Source organism: Streptomyces sp. SAI-127, assembly GCF_029894425.1.
Classification (GTDB): domain Bacteria; phylum Actinomycetota; class Actinomycetes; order Streptomycetales; family Streptomycetaceae; genus Streptomyces.
On record NZ_JARXYJ010000001.1, the window covers coordinates 1,892,455 to 1,913,036 of the forward strand.

A 20,582-nucleotide genomic window follows, 5' to 3' on the forward strand; every position below is an offset into this window, starting at 1 on the left:
TGGCTCACCTCCTGGGGAGCAGCAAGGAACGGTGCCATTCATGGAAAGCTGGAAGAACGGAACGAAGGACGCGGAAGGCCGATATTCCACCGCGTACCGTGCCGATCCGGACGAGTTCATGTTCTGGAGCATCCACGACCACCCGGACGGCCGCAACAGGGTGCTCGCCCGCCCGCACGGCGCTCAGGAGCGTGGCGGCGGACTCCATGTCGACCGCGATCGCGCCGGTCGCGAGCAGATCCGACCGCTCGTGACCACGGACGACGTGATCGGAGCCGGTGAGCGGTCCGGTGTGCACGGTACGTCCCGGTACGGCCCGTACGAGCTCCTTGACCAGTAGGTCGGTCTCCACACACGGAACGGTTCCGTCCGGATCCCGGGTCTCCTCGGCGACCACCAGATCGCCGGGGTGCATCCCGGGGGCGAGCCCCGCGCAGAAGCCGGTGGCCAGGACGGCGGCCCCGGCGAGCGCGCGGTCGGCCAGGCGCCGGGTGACGGACCGTTCCGCCGCCTGGGGGCCCATGCCCGTCCTGAGCAGGGTGACCGGCCCGCCGGCCCCGCCGCGGTCGCCGGTGCGCAGGGCGAGGTGCTCGATGCCGAGAGCACAGGCGATCAGCAGCGGGGCGGTGGCGGGCCGGGTGCTCATCAGACCGCCTCGGTCCGGGAGAACGGTTCTCCGTGGACGTAACGGCCCAGGGCGGTGAGCGGGAAGACCTGCCGGTAGAGGTGGTAGTTGATGGAGAAGTCCCAGGGGAAGCCGGTGCCGGTGAAGTAGGGCTCGTCCCAGGAGCCGTCCTCGCGCTGGGTGCTCGCGAGCCACTCGATGCCGCGTTCGACGGCCTTGGAGTCCCTCTCCCCCGCGGCCAGCAGCGCCATCAGCGCCCAGGCCGTCTGCGAGGCCGTGGAGGCGCCGCGGCCGCTCCACTCCTTGACGTACTTGTAGGAGCGCAGGTCCTCTCCCCAGCCGCCGTCGTCGTTCTGCACCTTCTCCAGCCAGGCCACCGCCCGCCGGATCGCCGGGTGCGAGGCGGGCAGACCGGCGGCGGTCAGCGCGGGCACCACCGACCCGGTGCCGTAGACGTAGTTGACGCCCCAGCGGCCGAACCACGAGCCGTCCGCCTCCTGTTCGGCGAGCAGCCACTCGATGCCGCGCCGGGTGCGCGGGTCGTGGGAGAGCCCCTCGATCGCGAGCATCTCCACCACGTGCGCGGTGACGTCGGCGGACGGCGGATCGATGACCTCGCCGAAGTCGCAGAACGGCAGCCGGTTGGGGAACGGGCTGGTGTTGTCGACGTCGAAGGCACCCCAGGCCCCGTTCTTCGACTGCATCCCGAGGTTCCAGCGCACCCCGCGCCCGATGGCCTTCTCCACCCGCTCGGGGTCGTGGTGCCTGACCCGGCGCAGCGCGAGGACGACCTCGGCGGTGTCGTCGATGTCGGGGTAGTTGTCGTTGTGGAACTCGAACGCCCAGCCACCCGGCGGGAGTTGGGGCCGCTTGACGGCCCAGTCGCCGGGCCGGACGATCTCCTCGCCGAGCATCCAGTCCGCGGCCTTGACGAGCTGCGGATGATCGGCGGGCACGCCCGCGTCGGCGAGCGCGATGGTCGCGAGGCAGGTGTCCCACACCGGCGACTGGCAGGCCTCGATCATCCGGGACCCGTCCTCGCGCCAGATGGCGAAGCGGTCCAGGGACTCCAGCCCGGCCCGCATGACCGGGTGTTCGAGGTCGTAGCCGAGCAGGTGCAGCGCGATCACCGAATAGACGGCCGGGGGCTGGATGCCGCCCCAGCAGCCGTCGTTCTCCTGCCGCTCGATGATCCAGCGGGCCGCACTGTTCATCGCGGCTCTGCGCAGTCTGCGCGGGGCGACCTTGCGCAGCTGGTGCAGCGCCTTGTCGAGACGCTGGAAGGCACCGTCCCAGCTCGCCACCGGGGCGAGGGGCTTGGCCGGGTTCGGGTCGGCCGGGTCGAGGTGCAACTCGTCGAGCGGGAAGGGCGCGGGCCGGACCGGGCGCTTCGCGGAGACGATCGTCAGCGGGACGATGGTCTGGCGGGCCCAGCAGCCGAAGTCGTAGATGTTGAGCGGCATCCACTGGGGGAAGTAGATGAGCTCCGGCGGGAGTTCGGGCAGGTCCTCCCACTTCCACCAGCCGAACAGGGCGAGCCAGATCCGGGTGAACACCCGGGCGGCGGCGATACCGCCCTGAGCACGGATCCAGGCGGAGGCCCTCGCCATGTGCGGGGCGTCGGGCGCGTCGCCGTCCAGGCGGAGAGCGACGTACGCCTCGATGGTGGTGGAGAGTTCGCCGGGCCCGCCGTAGAAACTGGCCCAGGCGCCGTCCTCGCGCTGCTCGCCGCGGATGAACGTGGCGGCGGCCCGGGTGGTCGACTCGTCGCGGATGCCCAGGAACTGACGGAGCAGCAGGTCCTCGGCATCCATCGTGACGTTGGTCTCGAGGTCGCCCTTCCACCAGCCCTCTGCGTCCTGCCGGGCGAGCAGGTGCTCGGTGGCGCGCTGTACGGCACGTACGGCGGCTTCTTGTATCCCGGCCGCCACGGGGGTGTCGAGGTGGATTTCGCTGGCCGCGGCAGCGCGGGGCGGCAGGGCCCCGGTGCTTCCGTCGGTCGTCGCTGTCATGGCTTCCCCTTCGTGCAGTGTGCAATGTGGTGCTCTGCTGTGGGTCCGCCGTCGGCCGGTGCCTTTCCTTTCCTCGCAGCACCGGCCGGCGACTACGCGAGGGCTATTCGACCGATAGTGATCATCTCTTTCGTACGACGACGAAGTCGGCGAGCGCCGTGAACCGGTCCCGTACCCGGTCGGGCATGTCGATGGCGTTCAGCGCCTCGATGGCGACGGTGTGCTGACGGCGGGCCTCCGCCGCGGTCCACTCGCGGCCTCCGGCCTCCTCGATGAGGGCGGCGCGGGCCGCGAACTCCTCCTCGGAGAAGTTCTCGAAGTCGCTGCTCTTGGCGTCGGCGGCGAGGATCTCGCCGAGCCGCTCGGAGGCGGCACCGCCCGCCGCGAGCGCGGCCACGACCGGCAGGGACTTCTTGCGCTGGCGCAGATCGCTCCAGGTCTGCTTGCCGGTGGAGACCGGGTCGCCCCAGATGCCGAGGAGGTCGTCGACGGCCTGGAAGGCGAGGCCGAGGTGGTAGCCGTACTTCTCCAGGGTGTCGGCGGTGCGGTCGTCCGCGCCGCCGAGCACCGCGCCGATGGAGGAGGCGCAGGCGAGCAGGGCGCCGGTCTTGTTGCCCTCCATCTCCAGGCACTCCTCGACGCTGACACGGTCGCGGTGCTCGTAGGAGATGTCCTGGGCCTGGCCGTCGATCAGGGCGCGGGTGGCAGTGGTCAGACGGCGGGTGGCGCGGCCGGCCTCGACCGTGCCGAGCTCGAGCAGGACCTCGTTGGCCAGGGCGAACAGGGCGTCGCCGACCAGGATGGCCTGGGCGGGGCCGTGCACCTTCCACACGGTGTCGCGGTGGCGGCGCTGCTCGTCGCCGTCCATCAGGTCGTCGTGCAGCAGGGAGAAGTTGTGGACCAGTTCGACGGCGACGGCGCCGGGGATGCCGGTCTCGGGCGGGGCGCCGGTGACCTCGGCCGAGAGCACCGCGAGGGCGGGACGCACGGCCTTGCCGCCGTCCCCGTCCGCCGGGTTGCCCTGAGCGTCGATCCAGCCGAAGTGGTAGGCGGAAACGGTGTCCATCGGGGGTGCCAGGCGGTCGACGGCCGCCTTCAGCTCCGGTGTCGCCAGGGTCCGGCCGCGCTCGAGGAGCGCGGTCACGTCCACCGCGGTCCTCGCAGCGTCCGTCTCTGCCGGGGGCACAGTGGGCACAGTCTCTCCTCTTGTTGCGGTACCGGAGGTGCTGGGGCCTGACGCGCCGTGCTGATCGAGCATCACGCGGCCTCCTCGAACTCGAAGAGGCGGGCGGGGCGGGGCCGGCCCAGGGCGGCGAGGGCGGCGTCCGCCGCACTCACACCGCTGCGGACCGCACTCTCCATCGTCGCGGGCCACCCTGTGGCGGTCCACGCGCCGGCCAGGTAGAGGCCGGGGGCTTTCGTACGGGCGCCGGGCCGCAGCCGTCCGACGCCGGGGGCCGGAGCGAACGTCGCCGTGCGCTCCCGGGTCACGAAGAAGTCCCTCACCTCGGCGCCGCGCGCGAGCGGAAGCAGCCGCTCCAGCTCGGGCAGATAGCGCTCGCGCAGCGCGGCCACCGGCTCGTCGATCTCGTCGTGCGCGGCCGACTGGGACAGGGCGAGGTACTGGCCCTCGCGCAGCCCGGAGGCGTCGGTGCGGTCGAAGACCCACTGCACCGGGGTGCCGAGGGCCGCGAAGAACGGCTTGTCGAGCACCTTGCGGTCGTAGACGACATGGACGTTGAGGATCGGCGCGGTGCCGATCTCCCGAAGTTTTTCCGGGGCGTCCAGCGCACCCTCCGGCAGCAGGTCACACGCCTCGCTCTGGGCGACGGCGAGGACCACCGCGTCGGCGCGGAGCGTCTCCCCGGGAACCTGAACGCTCCAAGTGCCGTTCTCGTCAGTAGAGATGGAGGTGACGCGTGTACGGACCTCGGTACGCACGCCCGCGGACTCGAGCGCCTTGCGGGCGAGCCGGTCATGCAGTTCACCCAGCGGGACGTGCGCCCAGCCGATGTCGGCCGCGCCCGGGTCGGACAGCAGACCGGTCTTGAACACCATCGCGGCGAGCCCCAGCGAGGCGTCGCCCGCGACCGCGTTGAGGGTGGCGACCCCGACCAGGTCCCACAGGGCCTCGACGGCACGCGCCGACTGACCGTGCGCGGTCAGCCAGCTGCCGAAGTCCTGTGCGTCCAGGCTCGGATCGGCGAGGTCGAGCCCCTTGAGCGCGAGCGCGGCGCGCCCCACCCTGGCCCGCTCGGCGAGCGAGAGATGCGGATAGGTCGCGAGGCTGCGCCCCAGATGCAGGGGCACCGGCAGCGCGTCGCGCCGCAGTCTGCCGAGCCGTCGGCCCTCGGGCCGGGCCACGTCGAGCACGGGCACGTCGAGGCGATCCTGCAGCGGCGCCAGCGCCGTTCCCTCGATGCGGTCGAGGAACCAGCGGTAGGCGGTGCAGCAGCGCAGGTAGACGTGCTGTCCGTTGTCGACGGTCAGTTCGCCGCGCTGGAAGGAGAAGGCGAGTCCGCCCAGGCGTGGTCTGCCTTCGAGCAGGGTGACACGCACCCCGGCGTCGGCGAGCGCGAGCGCGGTGGTGATACCGGCGAGCCCACCGCCGATCACGACGGCGTCCCGCCCGGACTGCTGCCCGTCGGTCATCGCACACCCTCCCCTGCGCGGACGCCGTGGTGCTTGAACGATGCACGGCCGGCCGTTGCAGTCAGGGACGCCGTCCTCGAGCGGAGGGTTGCGTGCCACTTTTCTCCGATGGCATCACCTTGGACCGAATTGTCCATCAGGCGCGCCTCCTGACGGACTGCCGCGTCACATGCCGTGCGTCCAGGCCGGACAGGCCGCGGACGGCGACGTACGCCTTCTCGCGTCCGGGCAGCGAGACCCGGCCGCGCAGCACCGCCTCGGGGTCGCGCTCGATGCGGTCGAGCAGGCGGCGGTAGATGCCGGCCATGGCGGCCACACAGGCGCCGCTGCGCCGGTCGAGCATGGGGAGCAGCCGGTAGCCCTCGGCGAAAAGGGTGCGGGCCCGTCGCACTTCGAAGTGCACGAGGCCCGCGAAATCGGCGCCCTCCGGTGGTTTCGGTCCCTTGAAGCCGGCCGAGCAGCCGAACTTCGCGAGGTCGTCGGCGGGCAGATAGATGCGTCCGCCCTCGGCGTCCTCGCGGACGTCTCTGAGGATGTTGGTGAGCTGGAGCGCAAGACCGAGCGTGTCGGCATACTCCGGCGCGCGTTCGGCGGCGCGCGCCCCGGGTTCGGTGCCGAACACACCGAGCGAGAGCCGTCCGATGGCGCCCGCCACACAGCGGCAGTACACCTTCAGGTCGTCCCAGGTCTCGTAGGTCTCGCCGCGTACGTCCATCAGGACGCCGTCGATCAGCTCGTCCAGGCCGCCCAGCGGGATCGGGAAGGTCTTCGCGGCATGGGCGAGGGCGACGGCCACCGGATCGGTGTCGTCCTCGTCGACCGAGCCCTCCCGCACCCGGGTCAGCATCGCCCGCGTGTCCTCGAGTCTCGCTGCCTTGACGTCGTCCGCCAGCGCGCCGTCGCCGATGTCGTCGACGCGCCGTGAGAACGCGTAGAGCGCCGACATCGCACGCCGCTTCGATGTCGGCAGCAGCCTGATGCCGTACGCGAAGTTGCGCGCCTGCTGTCCGGTCACGGTCTCGCAGTAGCTGTAGGCGGCGAGTACCGGTGCGGACACATGCGGTGGTGACTCCACGGTCCGGATCACCCCTCTCCTCGCAGAGTGACGCCCACCTCGCGCAGCAGCTGGAGCTTGCCGGGCTTGGGCGGGCCGGGAAGTACGTCGTGTTCTGCGGCGGCGATCGCGCGGAGCGCCGCCCTTCCCCCCGCCACGAACCCTGCGAGCAGCAGCTTCAGTCTGCCGTGGACGCTACCCACCAGGGGGGCGCCTTCATTCAGGAGTTCGCGGGCGCGTTGTGCTTCGTATGCAACCAGAGCGCGCACCGATGCGCTCGCGGTTTTCGCGGCGAGATCCGCTTCCTGGACGTGAAAGCGCTTCATGTCCTCGGCGGGCAGATAGATCCGGTCGCGGCCGAGGTCCTCGGCGACGTCCTGGAGGTGTTCGACGATCTGGAGAGCCGTGCAGATCGCGTCCGAGAGACGGATCCGCTCGGGGGTCGAGGTGCCGGTGACGGCGAGCACGAGACGGCCGACGGGGTTGGCGGACAGCTCGCAGTAGGCGAGCAGGTCGTCGTAGGTCTCGTAGCGGGTGACGAGCTGGTCCTGGCGGTTGGCGGCGATCAGGCCGAGGAAGGGCTCGGGGGTGAGCGAGCGGCGGCGGACCGTGGTCTGGAGGCGGCGCAGCAGGGGGTGGGCCGGGGTTCCGTGGAAGACCCGGTCCAGGTCGGCCTCGAAGGCGTCCAGGAGGAGCAACCGGTCCGCGGCCTCCGCGGGCGACACGCCGAGCAGCCTGGCGTCGGCTCCGCCGGGGGCCAGATCACCGTCGCCGATGTCGTCGACGAGCCGGGCGAAGCCGTAGACCGCGATGAGATCGGTGCGCCAGTCCTTGGGCAGGAAGAACGGAGCCACGGGGAAGTTCTCCCCCGCGGCCTTGTCGAGCGTGCCGCGCTCCGGATCGCCGGCGCGCGCCGTACCGGTTCCCGTCACCGCTCACTGCCCGGGGCAGGGACGGCACGAGCTGGGCGGAGCTGGGGATCTTCGGTCGCCATTGCCGTCACATCTCCCGTTCTACACCGCAGACCCAATACAGACTATTTCGGACACGCCGCCCGGCCGTCCGCGCGGCGCCCCAGTGATCGGGTGTCGCGCATTATCGCCCCACTTGCCGCGATTAGGCACCCGTACAGCTTACGTTGTACAACGCGGCAAGGATCGTCGGGGTGTCCTGCACATCACAACAACACACCGATTGGCCCCAAGATTCCTAAGGGGGCCCGAAGTTGACGTTTCCTTTGCAGACGCGGGGCCCCGCCGGAACAGTTCCGGCGGGGCCCGGTCAAGCGGAGCGGCCCTGTTCGTCCGCGGCGCAGTGGACTACTTGCCCGTGAACTTCTCGTACTCCTTGATGACCTCGTCGGTCGGGCCGTCCATGCGCAGCTCGCCGCGTTCCAGCCACAGGACGCGGTTGCAGGTGTCACGGATCGACTTGTTGTTGTGACTGACGAGAAACACCGTGCCCGCGGTCTCGCGCAGTTCGCGGATGCGGGCCTCGGAGCGCTTCTGGAAGGAGCGGTCGCCGGTGGCCAGGGCCTCGTCGATCATGAGAACGTCGTGGTCCTTGGCGGCGGCGATGGAGAAGCGCAGGCGGGCCGCCATGCCGGAGGAGTACGTGCGCATCGGAAGGGTGATGAAGTCACCCTTCTCGTTGATCCCGGAGAAGTCGACGATCTCCTGGTAGCGCTCCCTGACCTGCTCCCGGGTCATGCCCATGGCGAGCCCGCCCAGGATGACGTTCCGCTCGCCGGTGAGGTCGTTCATCAGGGCCGCGTTGACGCCGAGCAGGGAGGGCTGGCCGTGGGTGTAGACGCGGCCACTCTCAGCGGGCAGCAGACCCGCGATGGCACGCAGCAGGGTCGACTTGCCGGAGCCGTTGGAACCGATCAGGCCGATCGCCTCGCCCTTGTAGGCGACGAAGGAGACGCCCTTGACGGCGTGCACCCTGCGCACGCCCCGCGCCGACTCGTCGGAGCCTCGCTTGAGGATGCGGCTGAGCGCGGCGGTCGCGCTGCCCTTGCCGGTCTTGGCCCCGTTGACGCGGTAGACGATGTGCAGCTCGTCCGCGATGACGGTGGGGGTGTGCTCGTCCGCGGTGGCGGTGGGGGCGTGCTCGTTTCTGATGTCCTCAGCCACGGCCGTACCTTTCCTCCGCCTTCCAGAAGTACACGAAACCGCCGAGCGCGAAGAGCGCGGCCCAGCCGCCCGCGGCCGCCCAGACGTGGTCGGGCAGGTTCTCGGCGCCGTACTCGTCGATCAGGGCGAAGCGCATCAGGTCCATGTAGATGGCCGCCGGGTTCCACTGGAGCACCGTGGCGACCCACTGCGGCTTGTCGGCCAGCATGATCGGGATCGAGAACATCACGCCGGACGCGTACATCCAGGTACGCATCACGAACGGCATGAGCTGCGCCAGGTCGGGGGTCTTGGCACCGGCGCGGGCCATGATCAGCGCCAGGCCGGTGTTGAACATGAACTGAAGGATCAGCACCGGGACGATCAGCGCCCAGGACAGGTCCGGATAGTGGCCGAAGCCGACCGTCACGGCGAACAGCACGACCATCGAGAACAGCAGCTGCTGGAGCTGCTGGAGCGCGAAGGAGATCGGCAGGGAGGCACGCGGGAAGTGCAGCGCGCGGACCAGGCCGAGATTGCCGGAGATGGCGCGGACGCCCGCCATCACGGAGCTCTGCGTGAAGGTGAACACGAAGACGCCCGTGACCAGGAACGGGATGTACACGTCCTTCGACATGCCCCGGCTGGCGTTCAGGATGACGCCGAAGATGAAGAAGTACACGGCCGCGTTCAGCAGCGGCGTCGCCACCTGCCACAGCTGGCCGAGCTTGGCCTGGCTGTACTGGGCGGTCAGCTTCGCCCGCGAGAACGCGAGGATGAAGTGGCGCCGGTCCCAGAGCTGGCGGACGTAGTCGACGAGTGAGGGCCTGGCGCCGCTCACGGTCAGGCCGTTCCGGGCGGCGAGCTGTGCCGCCGTCAGGCCTTCGTCGGGCGACGCGGGCGCGCTCACCGCGACCGTGCCGTCGTGCGTTGTCTCACTCACTGATGGATAGCTTTCCTCTTCGGGATGCGCGGCCTGTGGGGGGCTGGGCATGAGCGTGGGGCCGCGGTGCGGCCCGGTGGCTCTCAGGAACGAGCTTGTCAGATGACCGGGGGCCGGCCCAGTCGGGTCAGGCGCCAGACGGTACGCCACTTCATCGGCCTGCGCGGTCCGCACGGCGTGCTCCAGCCCTCCCGGAAGCCGCCGAACCAGGCCTTCAGGGCGGGCCGCGAGGGGCGGCGCAGCAGCGTGAGGAGCAGCCAGACGCCGAGGTAGACCGGGATCAGCGGCGCGGGCAGGTTGCGGCGGGCGAGCCAGACGCGGTTGCGGGCGACCATGCGGTGGTAGACCGCGTGCCGCGAGGGCGCGGTCGTCGGGTGGTACAGCACCATGTCGGACCGGTAGTCGATCATCCAGCCCGCGTCGAGGGCCCGCCATGCGAGGTCGGTTTCCTCGTGGGCGTAGAAGAACTCGTCCGGGAGGCCGCCGACTTCGGCGAAGACCTGGGTGCGTACCGCGTTGGCGCCGCCGAGGAAGGTGGTGACCCGGGAGGAGCGCATCGGGTCGGCGGCCCGCAGCCGGGGGACGTGCCGGCGCTGGGTGACCCCGGTGTCGGGGTCGGCGATGCGGAAGCTCACGATGCCGAGCTTCGGGTCGGCCTCGAAGGCCTGGCGGCACAGTTCGGCGGTGTCGTGGTTCGGGAGGAGGCCGTCGTCGTCGAGGAAGAGCAATATGTCGACGTCGCGGCCGCTGGGACCGAAGGCCTCGATGCCGACGTTGCGGCCGCCGGGGATGCCGAGGTTCTCCGGCAGCTCGATCGTGCGGACGCCGTCGGGGACGTCGGGGACGGGCGAGCCGTTGCCGACGACGACCACCTGGACCGGGTCGCCGTCCTGCTTGGCGACCGAGTCGAGCAGGGCGCGCAGCTCCTCGGGGCGGTTGCCCATGGTGATGATCACCGCGCCGACCTTCATGCCGGTGCTCACTTCAGCCTGCTGGAGGCGAGGATCGACACGAGGTGCAGCAGGGTCTGGAGCAGGGCGATACCGGCGAGCACCGCGACGCCGAGCCGGGTGAAGAACAGGTCGTCGCGCATCTGGTCCACGATCGCGAGGACCAGGATCAGCAGGGAGGCCTCGATGCCGAGGATCAGCCGGTGGAACTTGAACGCGGCGGCGGCCCGGCGGGCCAGTGCCATGCCGGACGTGCGCATCTCGGCGGCCGCCTCCTTGACCGGGGGCAGTCCGCCCTGGTGGCGGGCGACGCCGACCAGGTCGGTCTCGGCCTTGATCAGGATGGCGCCGAGGGCGGCCAGGGTGCCGAGGAAGGCCCACAGCCAGTCGATACGGCCGCTGCCGAACAGGTCGGCGGCGCGCAGTCCGAAGCCGACGAGCACGGCGGCGTCGGTGAGGTAGGCGCCGACCCGGTCGAGGTAGACGCCGTTGAGCGAGTACTGCTTCTTCCAGCGCGCGATCTCGCCGTCGACGCAGTCGAGCAGCAGGTACATCTGGACGCACACCACGCCGAGCACGGCTCCCGGGATCCCCGGCACCAGGAGGGCCGGGGCCGCGAGGACACCGAAGACGGTCATCAGGTACGTGAGCTGGTTGGGCGTGACCCTGGTGTTCACCAGGTAGCGGTCCACCCGCAGGGACACCTCACGCATGTAGAGGCGTCCCATCCAGTGCTCACCGCTGCGCCGGTCCTTGACCCCTGCGGGGTGGACGACCGGACGGAGTTCAGCTACCGATGGCCTTGACATAGTGGGTGTAGATGTCCTTGATCTGGTCGGTCTTGAGGTCGAGGTGTTCGAGGATGGTGTAGCGGCCGGGGCGGGTCTGCGGGGCGAACTCCACGGCGCGGACGAACTCCGCGGGCGTGAACCCGATCTCCTCCGGCAGGACCGGCAGTCCGTGCCGGCGCAGCACCTCGGCCATGTACGCCGATTCCTCGTGGGCTCCGCGCAGGTACATCGCGAAGGCCGCGCCCAGTCCGCACTGCTCGCCGTGGGCGGCGGCGCGTTTGGGGTAGAGCAGGTCGAACGCGTGGTTGATCTCGTGGCACGAGCCGGACGCGGGCCGTGAGTCGCCCGAGATCGACATCGCGACGCCGGTGAGGACGAGGGCCTCGGCGAGCACCTGGAGGAAGTCGTTGTCGCCGACGCCTCCCGGGTGCCGGAGCACGGCCTCGCCGGCCTGGCGGGCCATGGCGGCCGCGAGTCCGTCGATCTTCTCGCCCTTGACGCGGTTCGCCAGCTCCCAGTCGGCGATCGCGTTGATGTTGGAGACCGCGTCGCCGATGCCCGCGCGCACGAAGCGCACCGGGGCCTCGCGGATGACGTCGAGGTCGATGACGGCCGCTATCGGGTTGGGCACGCCGTAGGAGCCGCGGCCCGCGTCGTTGTCGAGGGTCGCCACGGGCGAGCACAGACCGTCGTGCGCGAGGTTCGTCGGTACGGCGACCAGGGGCAGGCCGATGCGCGCCGCGGCGAACTTGGCGCAGTCGATGATCTTGCCGCCGCCGAGTCCGACGACCGCGTCGTAGTGGCCGGCCTTCATCTCGCCTGCCAGCCGGATCGCGTCGTCGAGGGTGCCGCCGCCGACCTCGTACCAGGTGGCGCCGGGCAGGGCGGGAGCGAGCCGCTCCTTCAGCTTGGCGCCGGAGCCGTTGCTGACGGCGACGGCCAGCTTGCCGGAGTGCGAGATGCGCTCGTCGGCGAGCACACCGGCCAGGTCGTCGAGGGCACCCGGGCGGATGTCCACGACGACCGGCGAGGGAATCAGCCTTGTCAGTAGCGGCACGCGATCTCCCGTCCGCGGGCGAGATCGTCGTGGTTGTCGATCTCCACCCACTGGACGTCGCCGATCGGCGCGACGTCGATGCGGAAGCCTCGGTTCACGAGCTCCTGGTAGCCGTGCTCGTAGAACTGCTGCGGGTCGGTCTCCCAGACCGTCTTCAGGGCGTCGGCCAGTTCCGGGGCGGCGGCGCCCTCGATGAGGGTGACACCGATGTACTCGCCGGTGGCCTCGGCCGGGTCCATCAGCTTGGTGATCTTCGTCATGCCCTTCTCGGCGTCGACGACGACCTTCATCTCCTCGTCGGCGAGGGACTTCACGGTGTCCAGGGCGAGGATGATCCGCTTGCCCTCGCCGCGGGCGGCGAGCAGCGTCTTCTCGACGGAGACCGGGTGCACGGTGTCGCCGTTGGCGAGGATCACACCGTCCTTGAGGGCGTCACGGCCGCACCACAGGGAGTAGGCGTTGTTCCACTCCTCGGCCTTGTCGTTGTCGATGAGGGTGAGCTTGAGGCCGTACTTCGCCTCCAGCGCCGCCTTGCGCTCGTACACGGCCTCCTTGCGGTAGCCGACGATGACCGCGACCTCGGTCAGACCGATCTCGGCGAAGTTGCCGAGAGTGAGGTCCAGAACCGTGGGTTCGCCCTCTATGCCCGCGGGGCCCACCGGCACCAGAGCCTTGGGAAGGCTGTCGGTGTAGGGGCGCAGACGGCGTCCGGCGCCGGCCGCCAGCACGAGGCCGATCATGCGGGTTCTCCTTCATCGTGTACGGCGGGAGCCCCTGCGGACACCCAGAAGCGGATGCTCTCGACGAGCACCAGCAGGGCCACGGCCACGGCCAGGACCGTGAGCGCGACCGTGAACTGCGAAGCGGTGAGCAGCGCGGCCAGGACGGTGACGAGCAGCGTCCGTCCCTCGTGCCCCCCGATGGCGCGCACCAGCCAGGCCGGGGGCGCTCCGGCGTTGCCGCGGATGCGGTACACCGTGTCGTAGTGATGGTAGGCGACGGCGGCCACCAGGCCGAAAGCCGCGGGAAGGGCTCCGTTCACGTCCGCTGTGGCGGCGAGGATCAGGACGGTGCCGTATTCGGCGGCGCGGAAGAGCGGGGGGACGAGCCAGTCGAGGGCGCCCTTGAGGGGGCGGTACAGGGCCTGAGCGGCGGCGATCGCGTAGACGACGGCACCGGCGACGGGTGCCCAGGTCACGTCCGAGAAGAGGGCGACGGCCAGGACGGCCGTGCCGGCCAGAGCCACCAGGAACGGGGCACCGAGCGGGGCGCGCGCGACCCGCGACAGGAGTCCGGCCAACGGCCCGTTGTCCGCCAGGTCCGCCAGCGCCTGCGCCGCCCGGTCGGTCCGCTGAGCCTTCCGCGTCAGCGACCGCAGCACCCGGCCCGCCGTCGTGTAGGTCGCCGCGAAGGCGCACCCGATGAGAAGGGCGTAGAAGGTGATACGAGGAGTGGTGGCCGCCGTCAGGACCGCGATCATCGCCCAGCGCTCCCCGATCGGCAGGACGATCATCCGCCGTACCCACACCGTCCAGCCGACGCTGTCGAGCTTGTCCGAAAGGGCCGCCGTGGGGCTGGTGTTGGCGGTCGCGTCGTGGTTGGCCTCGTTGAACGAGAAGTCGACGACGTGCCGGCAGGTCTGCAGGACCATCGCTCCGAGCGCCAGCGCCCATACGTCGTCGCCGCCGCGGGCCGCTCCGAGGGCGAGGCCCGCGTAGTAGGCGTACTCCTTGGCCCGGTCGAAGGTGGCGTCGAGCCAGGCGCCGAGCGTGGAGTACTGGAGGGAGTAGCGGGCGAGCTGCCCGTCGGTGCAGTCCAGGACGAAGGACGCGATGAGCAGGACGCCGGCGGCGATGAAACCGCCCCGGGTACCTGTGGCCGCGCAGGCCGCCGCTATGAGCGCGGTGATCAGGGAGGCGGTGGTGACCTGGTTCGGGGTCAGGCCGCGGCGGGCGCACCAGCGGGCGAGGTAGCGGGAGTAGGGGCTGATGAAGTGGGTGGTGAAGAAGCCGTCCCGGGACTTCACGGCCGACTTCAGGCGTACGGCCTCGTCGTCGACGTCCGCGACGGCCTGCCGTGCCTCGTTGCGGGCCTGCGGGTCGGCGGGGACGGCGGCGACCAGGCTGCCGAGCTCGGGGCGGTACACCTCGGCGCCGTCGTCGGCCAGCGCGGTGACGATGCGGTCGGGGAGGCTGTCCACCGCCAGCGCCGTGCCGCCGCCCGCGGAGTTGTCGCGGGCCAGCGCCCGGGTGAGCGTCACGCGCCCTTCGGGCTGTGCGGTGACGGCGCCGGGCACGGCGGCGAGCGGGAAGCGGGGGTCGGTGAGGCCGAGGCGCAGGGCGTGCACGTGGCCGACGAAGCGGGCGTCGACGAGGGCGACCCGCTGCTCACAGGGTGCCTCGGCGACCAGCCGCTCGGCGTCGGCGGCGTCCGCGGCGACCCGCACGTCGAAGCCGAGGGACCGCAGATCACCCTCGATCGACGATCCGGGGACCGGCTGACCGGTGAGGATGGCGGTCGACAACCGAACTCACTCCCTGGGTGCCGACGCGCGGGCGCCGGTCATGTGCACGATGGGGGCGCCCCTTGGCTGCACCAGGCGGGCGGCATGTCGGCAGAGGCTATCGGATGCCAAGAAGACTGCGTTCACCGCCCGTTAACGGGCTGATCGACACCGCCTTCCCCGGCCTTTGCCGCGATCATCATCGGTGATCCGGGCCCCCGCTCACAAACCGCGCCCCACAGAGCGGACATCCAGGACATCGCTTGGCGCACGGAGCGTCGGCATAGGGTGGGCGACCATGACGTGGCTGATCACCGGCGGTGCCGGGTACATAGGGGCGCATGTGGCGCGGGCCATGACGGGGGCCGGGGAGCGGGTGCTCGTCCTGGACGACCTCTCGGCGGGAGTGCCCGCGCGGCTCCCCGCCGACGTGCCGCTGGTGCGGGGTTCCTCACTCGACGGCGGCCTGCTCAAGCGGGTGCTGGCCGAGCACGCGGTGACGGGTGTGGTGCATCTCGCGGCGCGCAAGCAGGTCGCGGAGTCGGTGGCTCAGCCGACCCGCTACTACCAGGAGAACCTCGGCGGCCTCGCGACCCTCCTGGAGGCGGTCGCGGAGGCCGGTGTCGAGCGCTTCCTGTTCTCCTCGTCGGCGGCGGTCTACGGCAATCCCGATGTGGAACTGATCACGGAGGAGACGCCGTGCGCCCCCGTGAACCCGTACGGCGAGACGAAGCTCGCCGGGGAGTGGCTGGTGCGGGCGGCCGGGCAGGCACACGGGATCTCCACCGTATGTCTGCGCTACTTCAACGTCGCCGGGGCCGCGACGCCGGAACTCGCGGACACCGGGGTCTTCAACATCGTGCCCATGGTCTTCGACCGGCTCACCCGCGACGAGGCCCCGCGGATCTTCGGTGACGACTACCCGACGCCGGACGGCACCTGCGTCCGTGACTACATCCATGTGTCCGACCTGGCCGAGGCCCATCTCGCGGCGGCCCGGCACCTGAGCGGACAGAGCGGTGATCTGACGGTCAACATCGGTCGCGGCGAGGGCGTGTCCGTGCGCGAGATGGTCACGGTGATCGGTGAGGTGACCGGAGACCGACGGCCGGCCGTCGTGGAGCCGCGGCGTCCGGGAGACGCGCCGGTGTCGGTGGCATCGGCCGCCCGGGCCGCCGAGACGCTCGGCTGGAGCGCGCGGCGAGGGGTGCGCGAAATGATCGACTCCGCCTGGCGGGGCTGGCTGCTGCACCATCGCTGAGGGCGCCCTGACCTGCGATTCGTTTCCGCAGGTCAGGGCACATGACAACGGTGTTCAGTGCCGCGTTGCCCGGTACCCCCCACCCGTAGTTCACTGTGATCCCGGACGGGCTGTTCCGGGACAAACGCGTAGGAGGCGGCTTCCATGGGGGCAGGGCACGATCACGGGCACTCACATGCGCCGGCCGGCGGTACGGCGACCGCGGCGTACGTCGGCACGCTGCGGGTGGCGCTGTCGATCACGCTCACCGTCATGGTGGTCGAGATCGTCGGCGGCTTCCTCGCGGACTCCCTCGCCCTGGTCGCCGACGCGGCGCACATGGCGACGGACGCGCTGGGTCTCGGCATGGCCCTCCTCGCGGTCCACTTCGCGAACCGCCCGGCGACCGGCAACCGCACCTTCGGGTACGCCCGCGCCGAGATCCTCGCCGCCCTCGCGAACTGTCTGCTGCTGCTCGGCGTCGGCGGCTATGTCCTGTACGAGGCGATCCAGCGGTTCGTCACGCCGGTCGGCACCGAGGGCGGGCTGACGATCGTGTTCGGCGCCATCGGTCTGGTCGCGAACATGATCTCGCTGACCCTGCTGATGCGCGGCCAGAAGGAGAGCCTGAACGTCCGGGGGGCGTTCCTGGAGGTCGCGGCGGACGCGCTGGGTTCGGTCGCGGTGCTGATCTCGGCCGTGGTGATCCTCACCACGGGCTGGCAGGCCGCCGACCCGGTCGCGTCCCTCGTCATCGGCCTGATGATCGTGCCGCGCACCGTCAAGCTGCTGCGCGAAACCCTCGACGTGCTGCTGGAGTCGGCCCCCAAGGACGTCGACATGACGGAGGTGCGGACGCACATCCTGGCCCTGGACGGTGTGGAGGACGTCCACGACCTGCACGCCTGGACGATCACCTCGGGCATGCCGGTGCTGTCCGCGCACGTGGTCGTGCGCTCGGACGTCCTCAGCGCGATCGGTCACGAGAAGATGCTGCACGAACTCCAGAACTGCCTCGGCGACCACTTCGACGTGGAGCACTGCACCTTCCAGCTGGAGCCGAGCGGGCACGCGGAGCACGAGGCACGCCTGTGCCACTGACACACGTGTACGGTGCATGAAACGCCCGTTCTGACGGAATGCACCGATCCGGCGCACCTTTGCGTCCTCCACCCCACAGCACCGCCCCGAGCGGTTCCCCGCCCGCCGCGCCGGGCACGATCAACTGCCGGGAGTGCCGGACACGTGCGGCACACTTGGGGCGCGAAGACCGATGTGAAGGATGGGTATGCCGACCACACCTGCCACCACGACGCACACTCCGTCGAACGGCGCCGCGAACGCGATCCTGCTGGAACTGGTCGACGAGCACGGTGTGACGATCGGCACCGCGGAGAAGCTCGCCGCCCACCAGCCGCCGGGGCAGCTGCACCGCGCCTTCTCGGTGTTCCTCTTCGACGATCGGGGCCGGCTGCTCCTCCAGCAGCGCGCCCTGGGCAAGTACCACTCCCCCGGCGTGTGGTCCAACACCTGCTGCGGCCACCCCTACCCGGGCGAGGCTCCCTTCGCGGCGGCGGCCCGGCGGACGTACGAGGAACTGGGCGTCTCCCCGTCGCTGCTCGCCGAGGCGGGCACGGTCCGCTACAACCACCCGGACCCCGACTCGGGCCTGGTCGAGCAGGAGTACAACCACCTGTTCGTCGGCATGGTGCAGTCCCCGCTCGGCCCGGACCCGGAGGAGGTCGGCGCGACGGCGTTCGTGACGCCGGACGAGCTGGCGGAGCGGCACGCGAAGGACGCCTTCTCGTCCTGGTTCATGACGGTGCTGGACGCGGCCCGCCCCGCGGTCAGGGAGCTGACGGGCGCCTCCGCCGGCTGGTGACCGCCCTCAGGGCACGCGCACGGCCTTGAGCGGCAGGGCGGCCCAGATCACCTTGCCGCCGCTGGACGTGTGCTCGACGTCGCAGACCCCGCCCGCCTCCCGGGTGACCTCACGGACCAGCAGCAGCCCCCGGCCCCCGGTCTCACTGTGGGCGGCCTCCAGAGCGGTCGGCCGGTACGGGTGGTTGTCCTCCACGGACACCCGCACCCACTCCGCGCCCACGGCCACCTCCACGGCGAGCATCGGCGAGAGCAGGGCCGCGTGCCGGACGGCGTTCGTGACGAGCTCGGACACGATCAGCAGGAGGCCCTGGACGAGGTCGTCCGAGACGGGCACTCCCTGGCGGTACAGCAGGTCCCGCACGGCATGTCGCGCCTGCGGGACCGACGCGTCGACAGCGGGTGCGGTGAACCGCCACACACCCTCGTACGGCAGCGGATCCGGTGTGCCCGGGTCGAGGGGGTCCGGCCCGAGGGGGTCTTCTCCGCTGTCCGGTGGGCGAGGGCCGGACCCGCGCCCATGGTCGTCCATTCTTCGGTCGCCACCCTTGCGCTCGATTGTCACCACATGTCGAGTGTTGGCAGCGCGTCACTCCGCCCCTGATACCTGAACAGAAGTCAGCGGATATCGAGTGCCCCTGACCGATTCCGCGCAGAACTATTCGGGATGTGTCGGTTTGGCGGCGGCCTCTTGCTGCTCGGTGACCATTCCGACGATCTTGCGGCCTCCCAAGCCGGTGGCCATGAGTCCGAGGCCGTCGAAGAGCAGGCCGAGCGAGAAGAAGCAGCCGATCACGTACTTGCTGCTGCTCGGCCAGGAGGCCAGTACCAGGATGCCGAGCAGCAGACCGAACGCGCCCTGCACGAGGGTCCAGCCGAACTGCGGTCCGCGTACCACCAGGCTGCCGGCCAGCCGGAACACCCCGCCGGTCAGGAAGAGCAGCGCGGCGAACATGGTCAGGGCCGCGGCCGCCGCCTCCGGACGCACGATGACGACGACGCCGGCCGCGATGTTCAGGGCGGCGACCACGACACCGAGCCAGAAGAAGTTGGAGCCCCGGGCCTGGACCGCGTGCAGCAGTCCCACCTCCCCCAGTCTCGACTTCGCTCGACCGGGCGGTGCCCCCATCGCCGATCAGCAGGAGCCAGCCGAACAGGATCATCGAGGTGAGCGTGGCCACACCGGTGTAGATCAGCCCGACGAGTCCGGCGAGCACCAGGATCACACCGAGCGCCGCGAGCCAGCCGAAACTGCGGCTCAGCCTGGCCGTCTCGGGGTTCTCCGCCTTGTTCACCGCCATGCGGGGCCTCCTCGCGCCGCGGCCCCCTCCTTGATCGTGGGGTCGGGGCATACGACTAGCATCCGACGCCATGGAGCTCTCGGAGCCGCAGCTGCTGCACACCGTCACCGACTCGGTCGCTACCGTCGTAGTCCACCATCCGGCCAAGCGCAATGCCATGACGGCCGCGATGTGGCGGGCGCTGCCGCCGCTGCTGGACACGCTGGCCGCCGATCCGGGCGTACGGGTGCTCGTGCTCACCGGTGCGGGCGGGACGTTCTGCGCGGGCGCCGACATCTCCACGCTGCGCCGGTCGCCCGAGGAGGCGCAGGGGCTCGCGGTGCGCGCCGAGGAGGCCCTCGCGGCGTTCCCGAAGCCGACGCTGGCGGCGATCCGGGGGCACTGTGTGGGCGGCGGGTCGCAGCTCGCGGCGGCCTGCGATCTGCGGTTCGCCGAGGAGGGCTCACTGTTCGGGGTGACCCCGGCGAAGCTCGGGATCGTGTATCCGGCGTCCTCCACCCGGCGGTTGGTGTCGCTGGTCGGCCCGGCCGCCGCCAAGTACCTGCTGTTCTCCGGCGAGTTGATCGACGCGGAGCGTGCGCTGCGCACGGGTCTGGTCGACGAGGTGCTGTCCGAGGGTGAACTCGCCAAGCGAGTCGGGGAGTTCACCAGGATCCTGGCGTCCCGCTCGCAGCTGACGCAGGCCGCGGCGAAGGAGTTCGCGAACGGCCGCACGGACCGGGACGCGTACTGGACCGGGCAGGCGCAGGGCAGCGGCGACACCGCGGAGGGCGTCGCCGCGTTCCTGGAGCGCCGTCAGCCGCGGTTCACGTGGTCGGTTCCTGGCCGAGGATGAACCGGCTCCTCGACCGGATCAGCTCGACGACGTCCGCGGGCGCCTTCTCGGGGGCTCCGGCGTCGTAGGGCGGTTGCGGGTCGTACTCGATGCCCAGTTGTACGGCCTGCGCCACGAAGTCTCCGGAGATCCGGCCGAGCAGGGCGAGCCCCATGTCGATGCCGGAGGAGACCCCGGCCGCCGTGACGTACTTGCCGTCCGTCACGACCCGCTCCCCCGTCGGCTCGACCCCGAACCTCCTCAGTTCGTCGAGCGCCAGCCAGTGCGAGGTCGCACGACGCCCTTCGAGGCGGCCCGCGGCCGCGAGCAGCAGGGAGCCGGTGCACACGGACGTCGTCCAGGTGCTGGTGGTGTCGGCGACGCGGATCCAGTCGAGGAGGGCCTCGTTCGTCATCTGCGGGGTCTGCCCCGGGCCGCCCGGGACGACCACCACATCGGGGTTCGGCACCTCGGCCAGGGTCCTGTCGGCGATCAGCGCGAGGTTCCCGCTGTCGGTGCGGACGGGCCCGGTCTCCTCGGCGACGAACACGACCTCGGAGTCGGGGAGACGACCGAGGGTCTCGTACGGTCCTACGGCGTCCAAGGCGGTGAAGCGGTCGTAGAGAACGATGGCGATCTGCACGG

Annotated in this window: 20 protein-coding genes and 1 pseudogene; 4 read left to right on the forward strand and 17 right to left on the reverse strand. The window is 70.8% G+C overall.

What is annotated here, in order from left to right; genetic code table 11:
* Positions 1-4: 4 nt before the first annotated feature.
* From M2157_RS08970 to M2157_RS09035, 14 genes are all read right to left on the reverse strand, one after another.
* The gene (locus M2157_RS08970) at positions 5-646 is read right to left on the reverse strand and encodes a 1-hydroxy-2-methyl-2-butenyl 4-diphosphate reductase (protein ID WP_280864946.1); all 642 of its coding nucleotides are present in this window, start codon (positions 644-646) and stop codon (positions 5-7) included.
* Positions 646-2,637 carry a squalene--hopene cyclase gene (gene shc, locus M2157_RS08975; RefSeq protein WP_280864947.1) on the reverse strand — a complete coding sequence of 664 codons (1,992 nt, stop codon included), beginning with the start codon at positions 2,635-2,637 and terminating at the stop codon, positions 646-648. Before shc ends, M2157_RS08970 begins: the two co-directional genes overlap by 1 nt.
* A 121-nt stretch (positions 2,638-2,758) precedes the next feature.
* On the reverse strand, positions 2,759-3,823 hold the full coding sequence (locus M2157_RS08980) for a polyprenyl synthetase family protein (protein WP_280868181.1): 1,065 nt from the start codon (positions 3,821-3,823) through the stop codon (positions 2,759-2,761).
* A gap of 71 nt (positions 3,824-3,894) precedes the next feature.
* Entirely contained in the window at positions 3,895-5,289 is a 1,395-nt protein-coding gene (gene hpnE / locus M2157_RS08985) for a hydroxysqualene dehydroxylase HpnE (RefSeq protein WP_280864948.1), read from the reverse strand.
* Positions 5,286-5,426 carry a DUF6380 family protein gene (locus tag M2157_RS08990; protein ID WP_280861293.1) on the reverse strand — a complete coding sequence of 47 codons (141 nt, stop codon included), beginning with the start codon at positions 5,424-5,426 and terminating at the stop codon, positions 5,286-5,288. The genes hpnE and M2157_RS08990 overlap by 4 nt, the downstream gene beginning before the upstream one ends.
* The gene (gene hpnD / locus M2157_RS08995) at positions 5,426-6,376 is read right to left on the reverse strand and encodes a presqualene diphosphate synthase HpnD (RefSeq protein WP_280861294.1); all 951 of its coding nucleotides are present in this window, start codon (positions 6,374-6,376) and stop codon (positions 5,426-5,428) included. Before hpnD ends, M2157_RS08990 begins: the two co-directional genes overlap by 1 nt.
* Positions 6,373-7,275 carry a squalene synthase HpnC gene (gene hpnC / locus M2157_RS09000; RefSeq protein WP_280864949.1) on the reverse strand — a complete coding sequence of 301 codons (903 nt, stop codon included), beginning with the start codon at positions 7,273-7,275 and terminating at the stop codon, positions 6,373-6,375. Before hpnC ends, hpnD begins: the two co-directional genes overlap by 4 nt.
* Before the next feature lie 387 nt (positions 7,276-7,662).
* Positions 7,663-8,478: an ABC transporter ATP-binding protein gene (locus tag M2157_RS09005; RefSeq protein ID WP_280864950.1), complete on the reverse strand. Its 816-nt coding sequence runs from the start codon at positions 8,476-8,478 to the stop codon at positions 7,663-7,665.
* Positions 8,471-9,400 carry an ABC transporter permease gene (locus tag M2157_RS09010; RefSeq protein ID WP_280861297.1) on the reverse strand — a complete coding sequence of 310 codons (930 nt, stop codon included), beginning with the start codon at positions 9,398-9,400 and terminating at the stop codon, positions 8,471-8,473. The genes M2157_RS09005 and M2157_RS09010 overlap by 8 nt, the downstream gene beginning before the upstream one ends.
* Before the next feature lie 98 nt (positions 9,401-9,498).
* A complete protein-coding gene (locus M2157_RS09015) occupies positions 9,499-10,383 on the reverse strand; it encodes a glycosyltransferase (protein ID WP_280861298.1) in 885 nt (294 codons plus the stop codon).
* Complete coding sequence (locus tag M2157_RS09020) at positions 10,380-11,159, reverse strand: CDP-alcohol phosphatidyltransferase family protein (RefSeq protein ID WP_266510499.1); 780 nt, start codon at positions 11,157-11,159, stop codon at positions 10,380-10,382. Before M2157_RS09020 ends, M2157_RS09015 begins: the two co-directional genes overlap by 4 nt.
* Complete coding sequence (locus M2157_RS09025; protein ID WP_280864951.1) at positions 11,137-12,198, reverse strand: iron-containing alcohol dehydrogenase family protein; 1,062 nt, start codon at positions 12,196-12,198, stop codon at positions 11,137-11,139. The genes M2157_RS09020 and M2157_RS09025 overlap by 23 nt, the downstream gene beginning before the upstream one ends.
* Positions 12,186-12,938: a phosphocholine cytidylyltransferase family protein gene (locus tag M2157_RS09030; protein WP_057610194.1), complete on the reverse strand. Its 753-nt coding sequence runs from the start codon at positions 12,936-12,938 to the stop codon at positions 12,186-12,188. Before M2157_RS09030 ends, M2157_RS09025 begins: the two co-directional genes overlap by 13 nt.
* Positions 12,935-14,722: a DUF5941 domain-containing protein gene (locus M2157_RS09035; RefSeq protein WP_280864952.1), complete on the reverse strand. Its 1,788-nt coding sequence runs from the start codon at positions 14,720-14,722 to the stop codon at positions 12,935-12,937. The genes M2157_RS09030 and M2157_RS09035 overlap by 4 nt, the downstream gene beginning before the upstream one ends.
* Before the next feature lie 277 nt (positions 14,723-14,999).
* On the opposite strand from M2157_RS09035, the gene galE reads away from it, so the two are divergent.
* The 3 genes from galE (at position 15,000) to idi (ending at position 17,823) form a co-directional block, all read left to right on the forward strand.
* Positions 15,000-15,962: a UDP-glucose 4-epimerase GalE gene (galE, locus tag M2157_RS09040; RefSeq protein WP_280861301.1), complete on the forward strand. Its 963-nt coding sequence runs from the start codon at positions 15,000-15,002 to the stop codon at positions 15,960-15,962.
* A 144-nt stretch (positions 15,963-16,106) separates the two neighbouring features.
* Complete coding sequence (locus M2157_RS09045; RefSeq protein ID WP_280861302.1) at positions 16,107-17,042, forward strand: cation diffusion facilitator family transporter; 936 nt, start codon at positions 16,107-16,109, stop codon at positions 17,040-17,042.
* Between the two features lie 187 nt (positions 17,043-17,229).
* Positions 17,230-17,823, forward strand: coding sequence for an isopentenyl-diphosphate Delta-isomerase (gene idi, locus M2157_RS09050; RefSeq protein ID WP_280861303.1), 594 nt, complete (start codon positions 17,230-17,232; stop codon positions 17,821-17,823).
* Between the two features lie 6 nt (positions 17,824-17,829).
* Here idi and M2157_RS09055 read toward each other — a convergent pair whose 3' ends face one another.
* The gene (locus M2157_RS09055) at positions 17,830-18,354 is read right to left on the reverse strand and encodes an ATP-binding protein (RefSeq protein ID WP_280861304.1); all 525 of its coding nucleotides are present in this window, start codon (positions 18,352-18,354) and stop codon (positions 17,830-17,832) included.
* Positions 18,355-18,480: 126 nt separating this feature from the next.
* A pseudogene (locus M2157_RS09060) lies at positions 18,481-19,123 on the reverse strand (DUF308 domain-containing protein).
* Between the two features lie 70 nt (positions 19,124-19,193).
* Here M2157_RS09060 and M2157_RS09065 point away from each other — a divergent pair.
* Positions 19,194-19,958: an enoyl-CoA hydratase-related protein gene (locus M2157_RS09065; RefSeq protein WP_280861305.1), complete on the forward strand. Its 765-nt coding sequence runs from the start codon at positions 19,194-19,196 to the stop codon at positions 19,956-19,958.
* Here M2157_RS09065 and M2157_RS09070 read toward each other — a convergent pair.
* On the reverse strand, positions 19,930-20,580 hold the full coding sequence (locus M2157_RS09070; protein WP_280864953.1) for a DJ-1/PfpI family protein: 651 nt from the start codon (positions 20,578-20,580) through the stop codon (positions 19,930-19,932). The two genes, M2157_RS09065 and M2157_RS09070, sit on opposite strands and share 29 nt — an antisense overlap.
* Positions 20,581-20,582 lie beyond the last annotated feature (2 nt).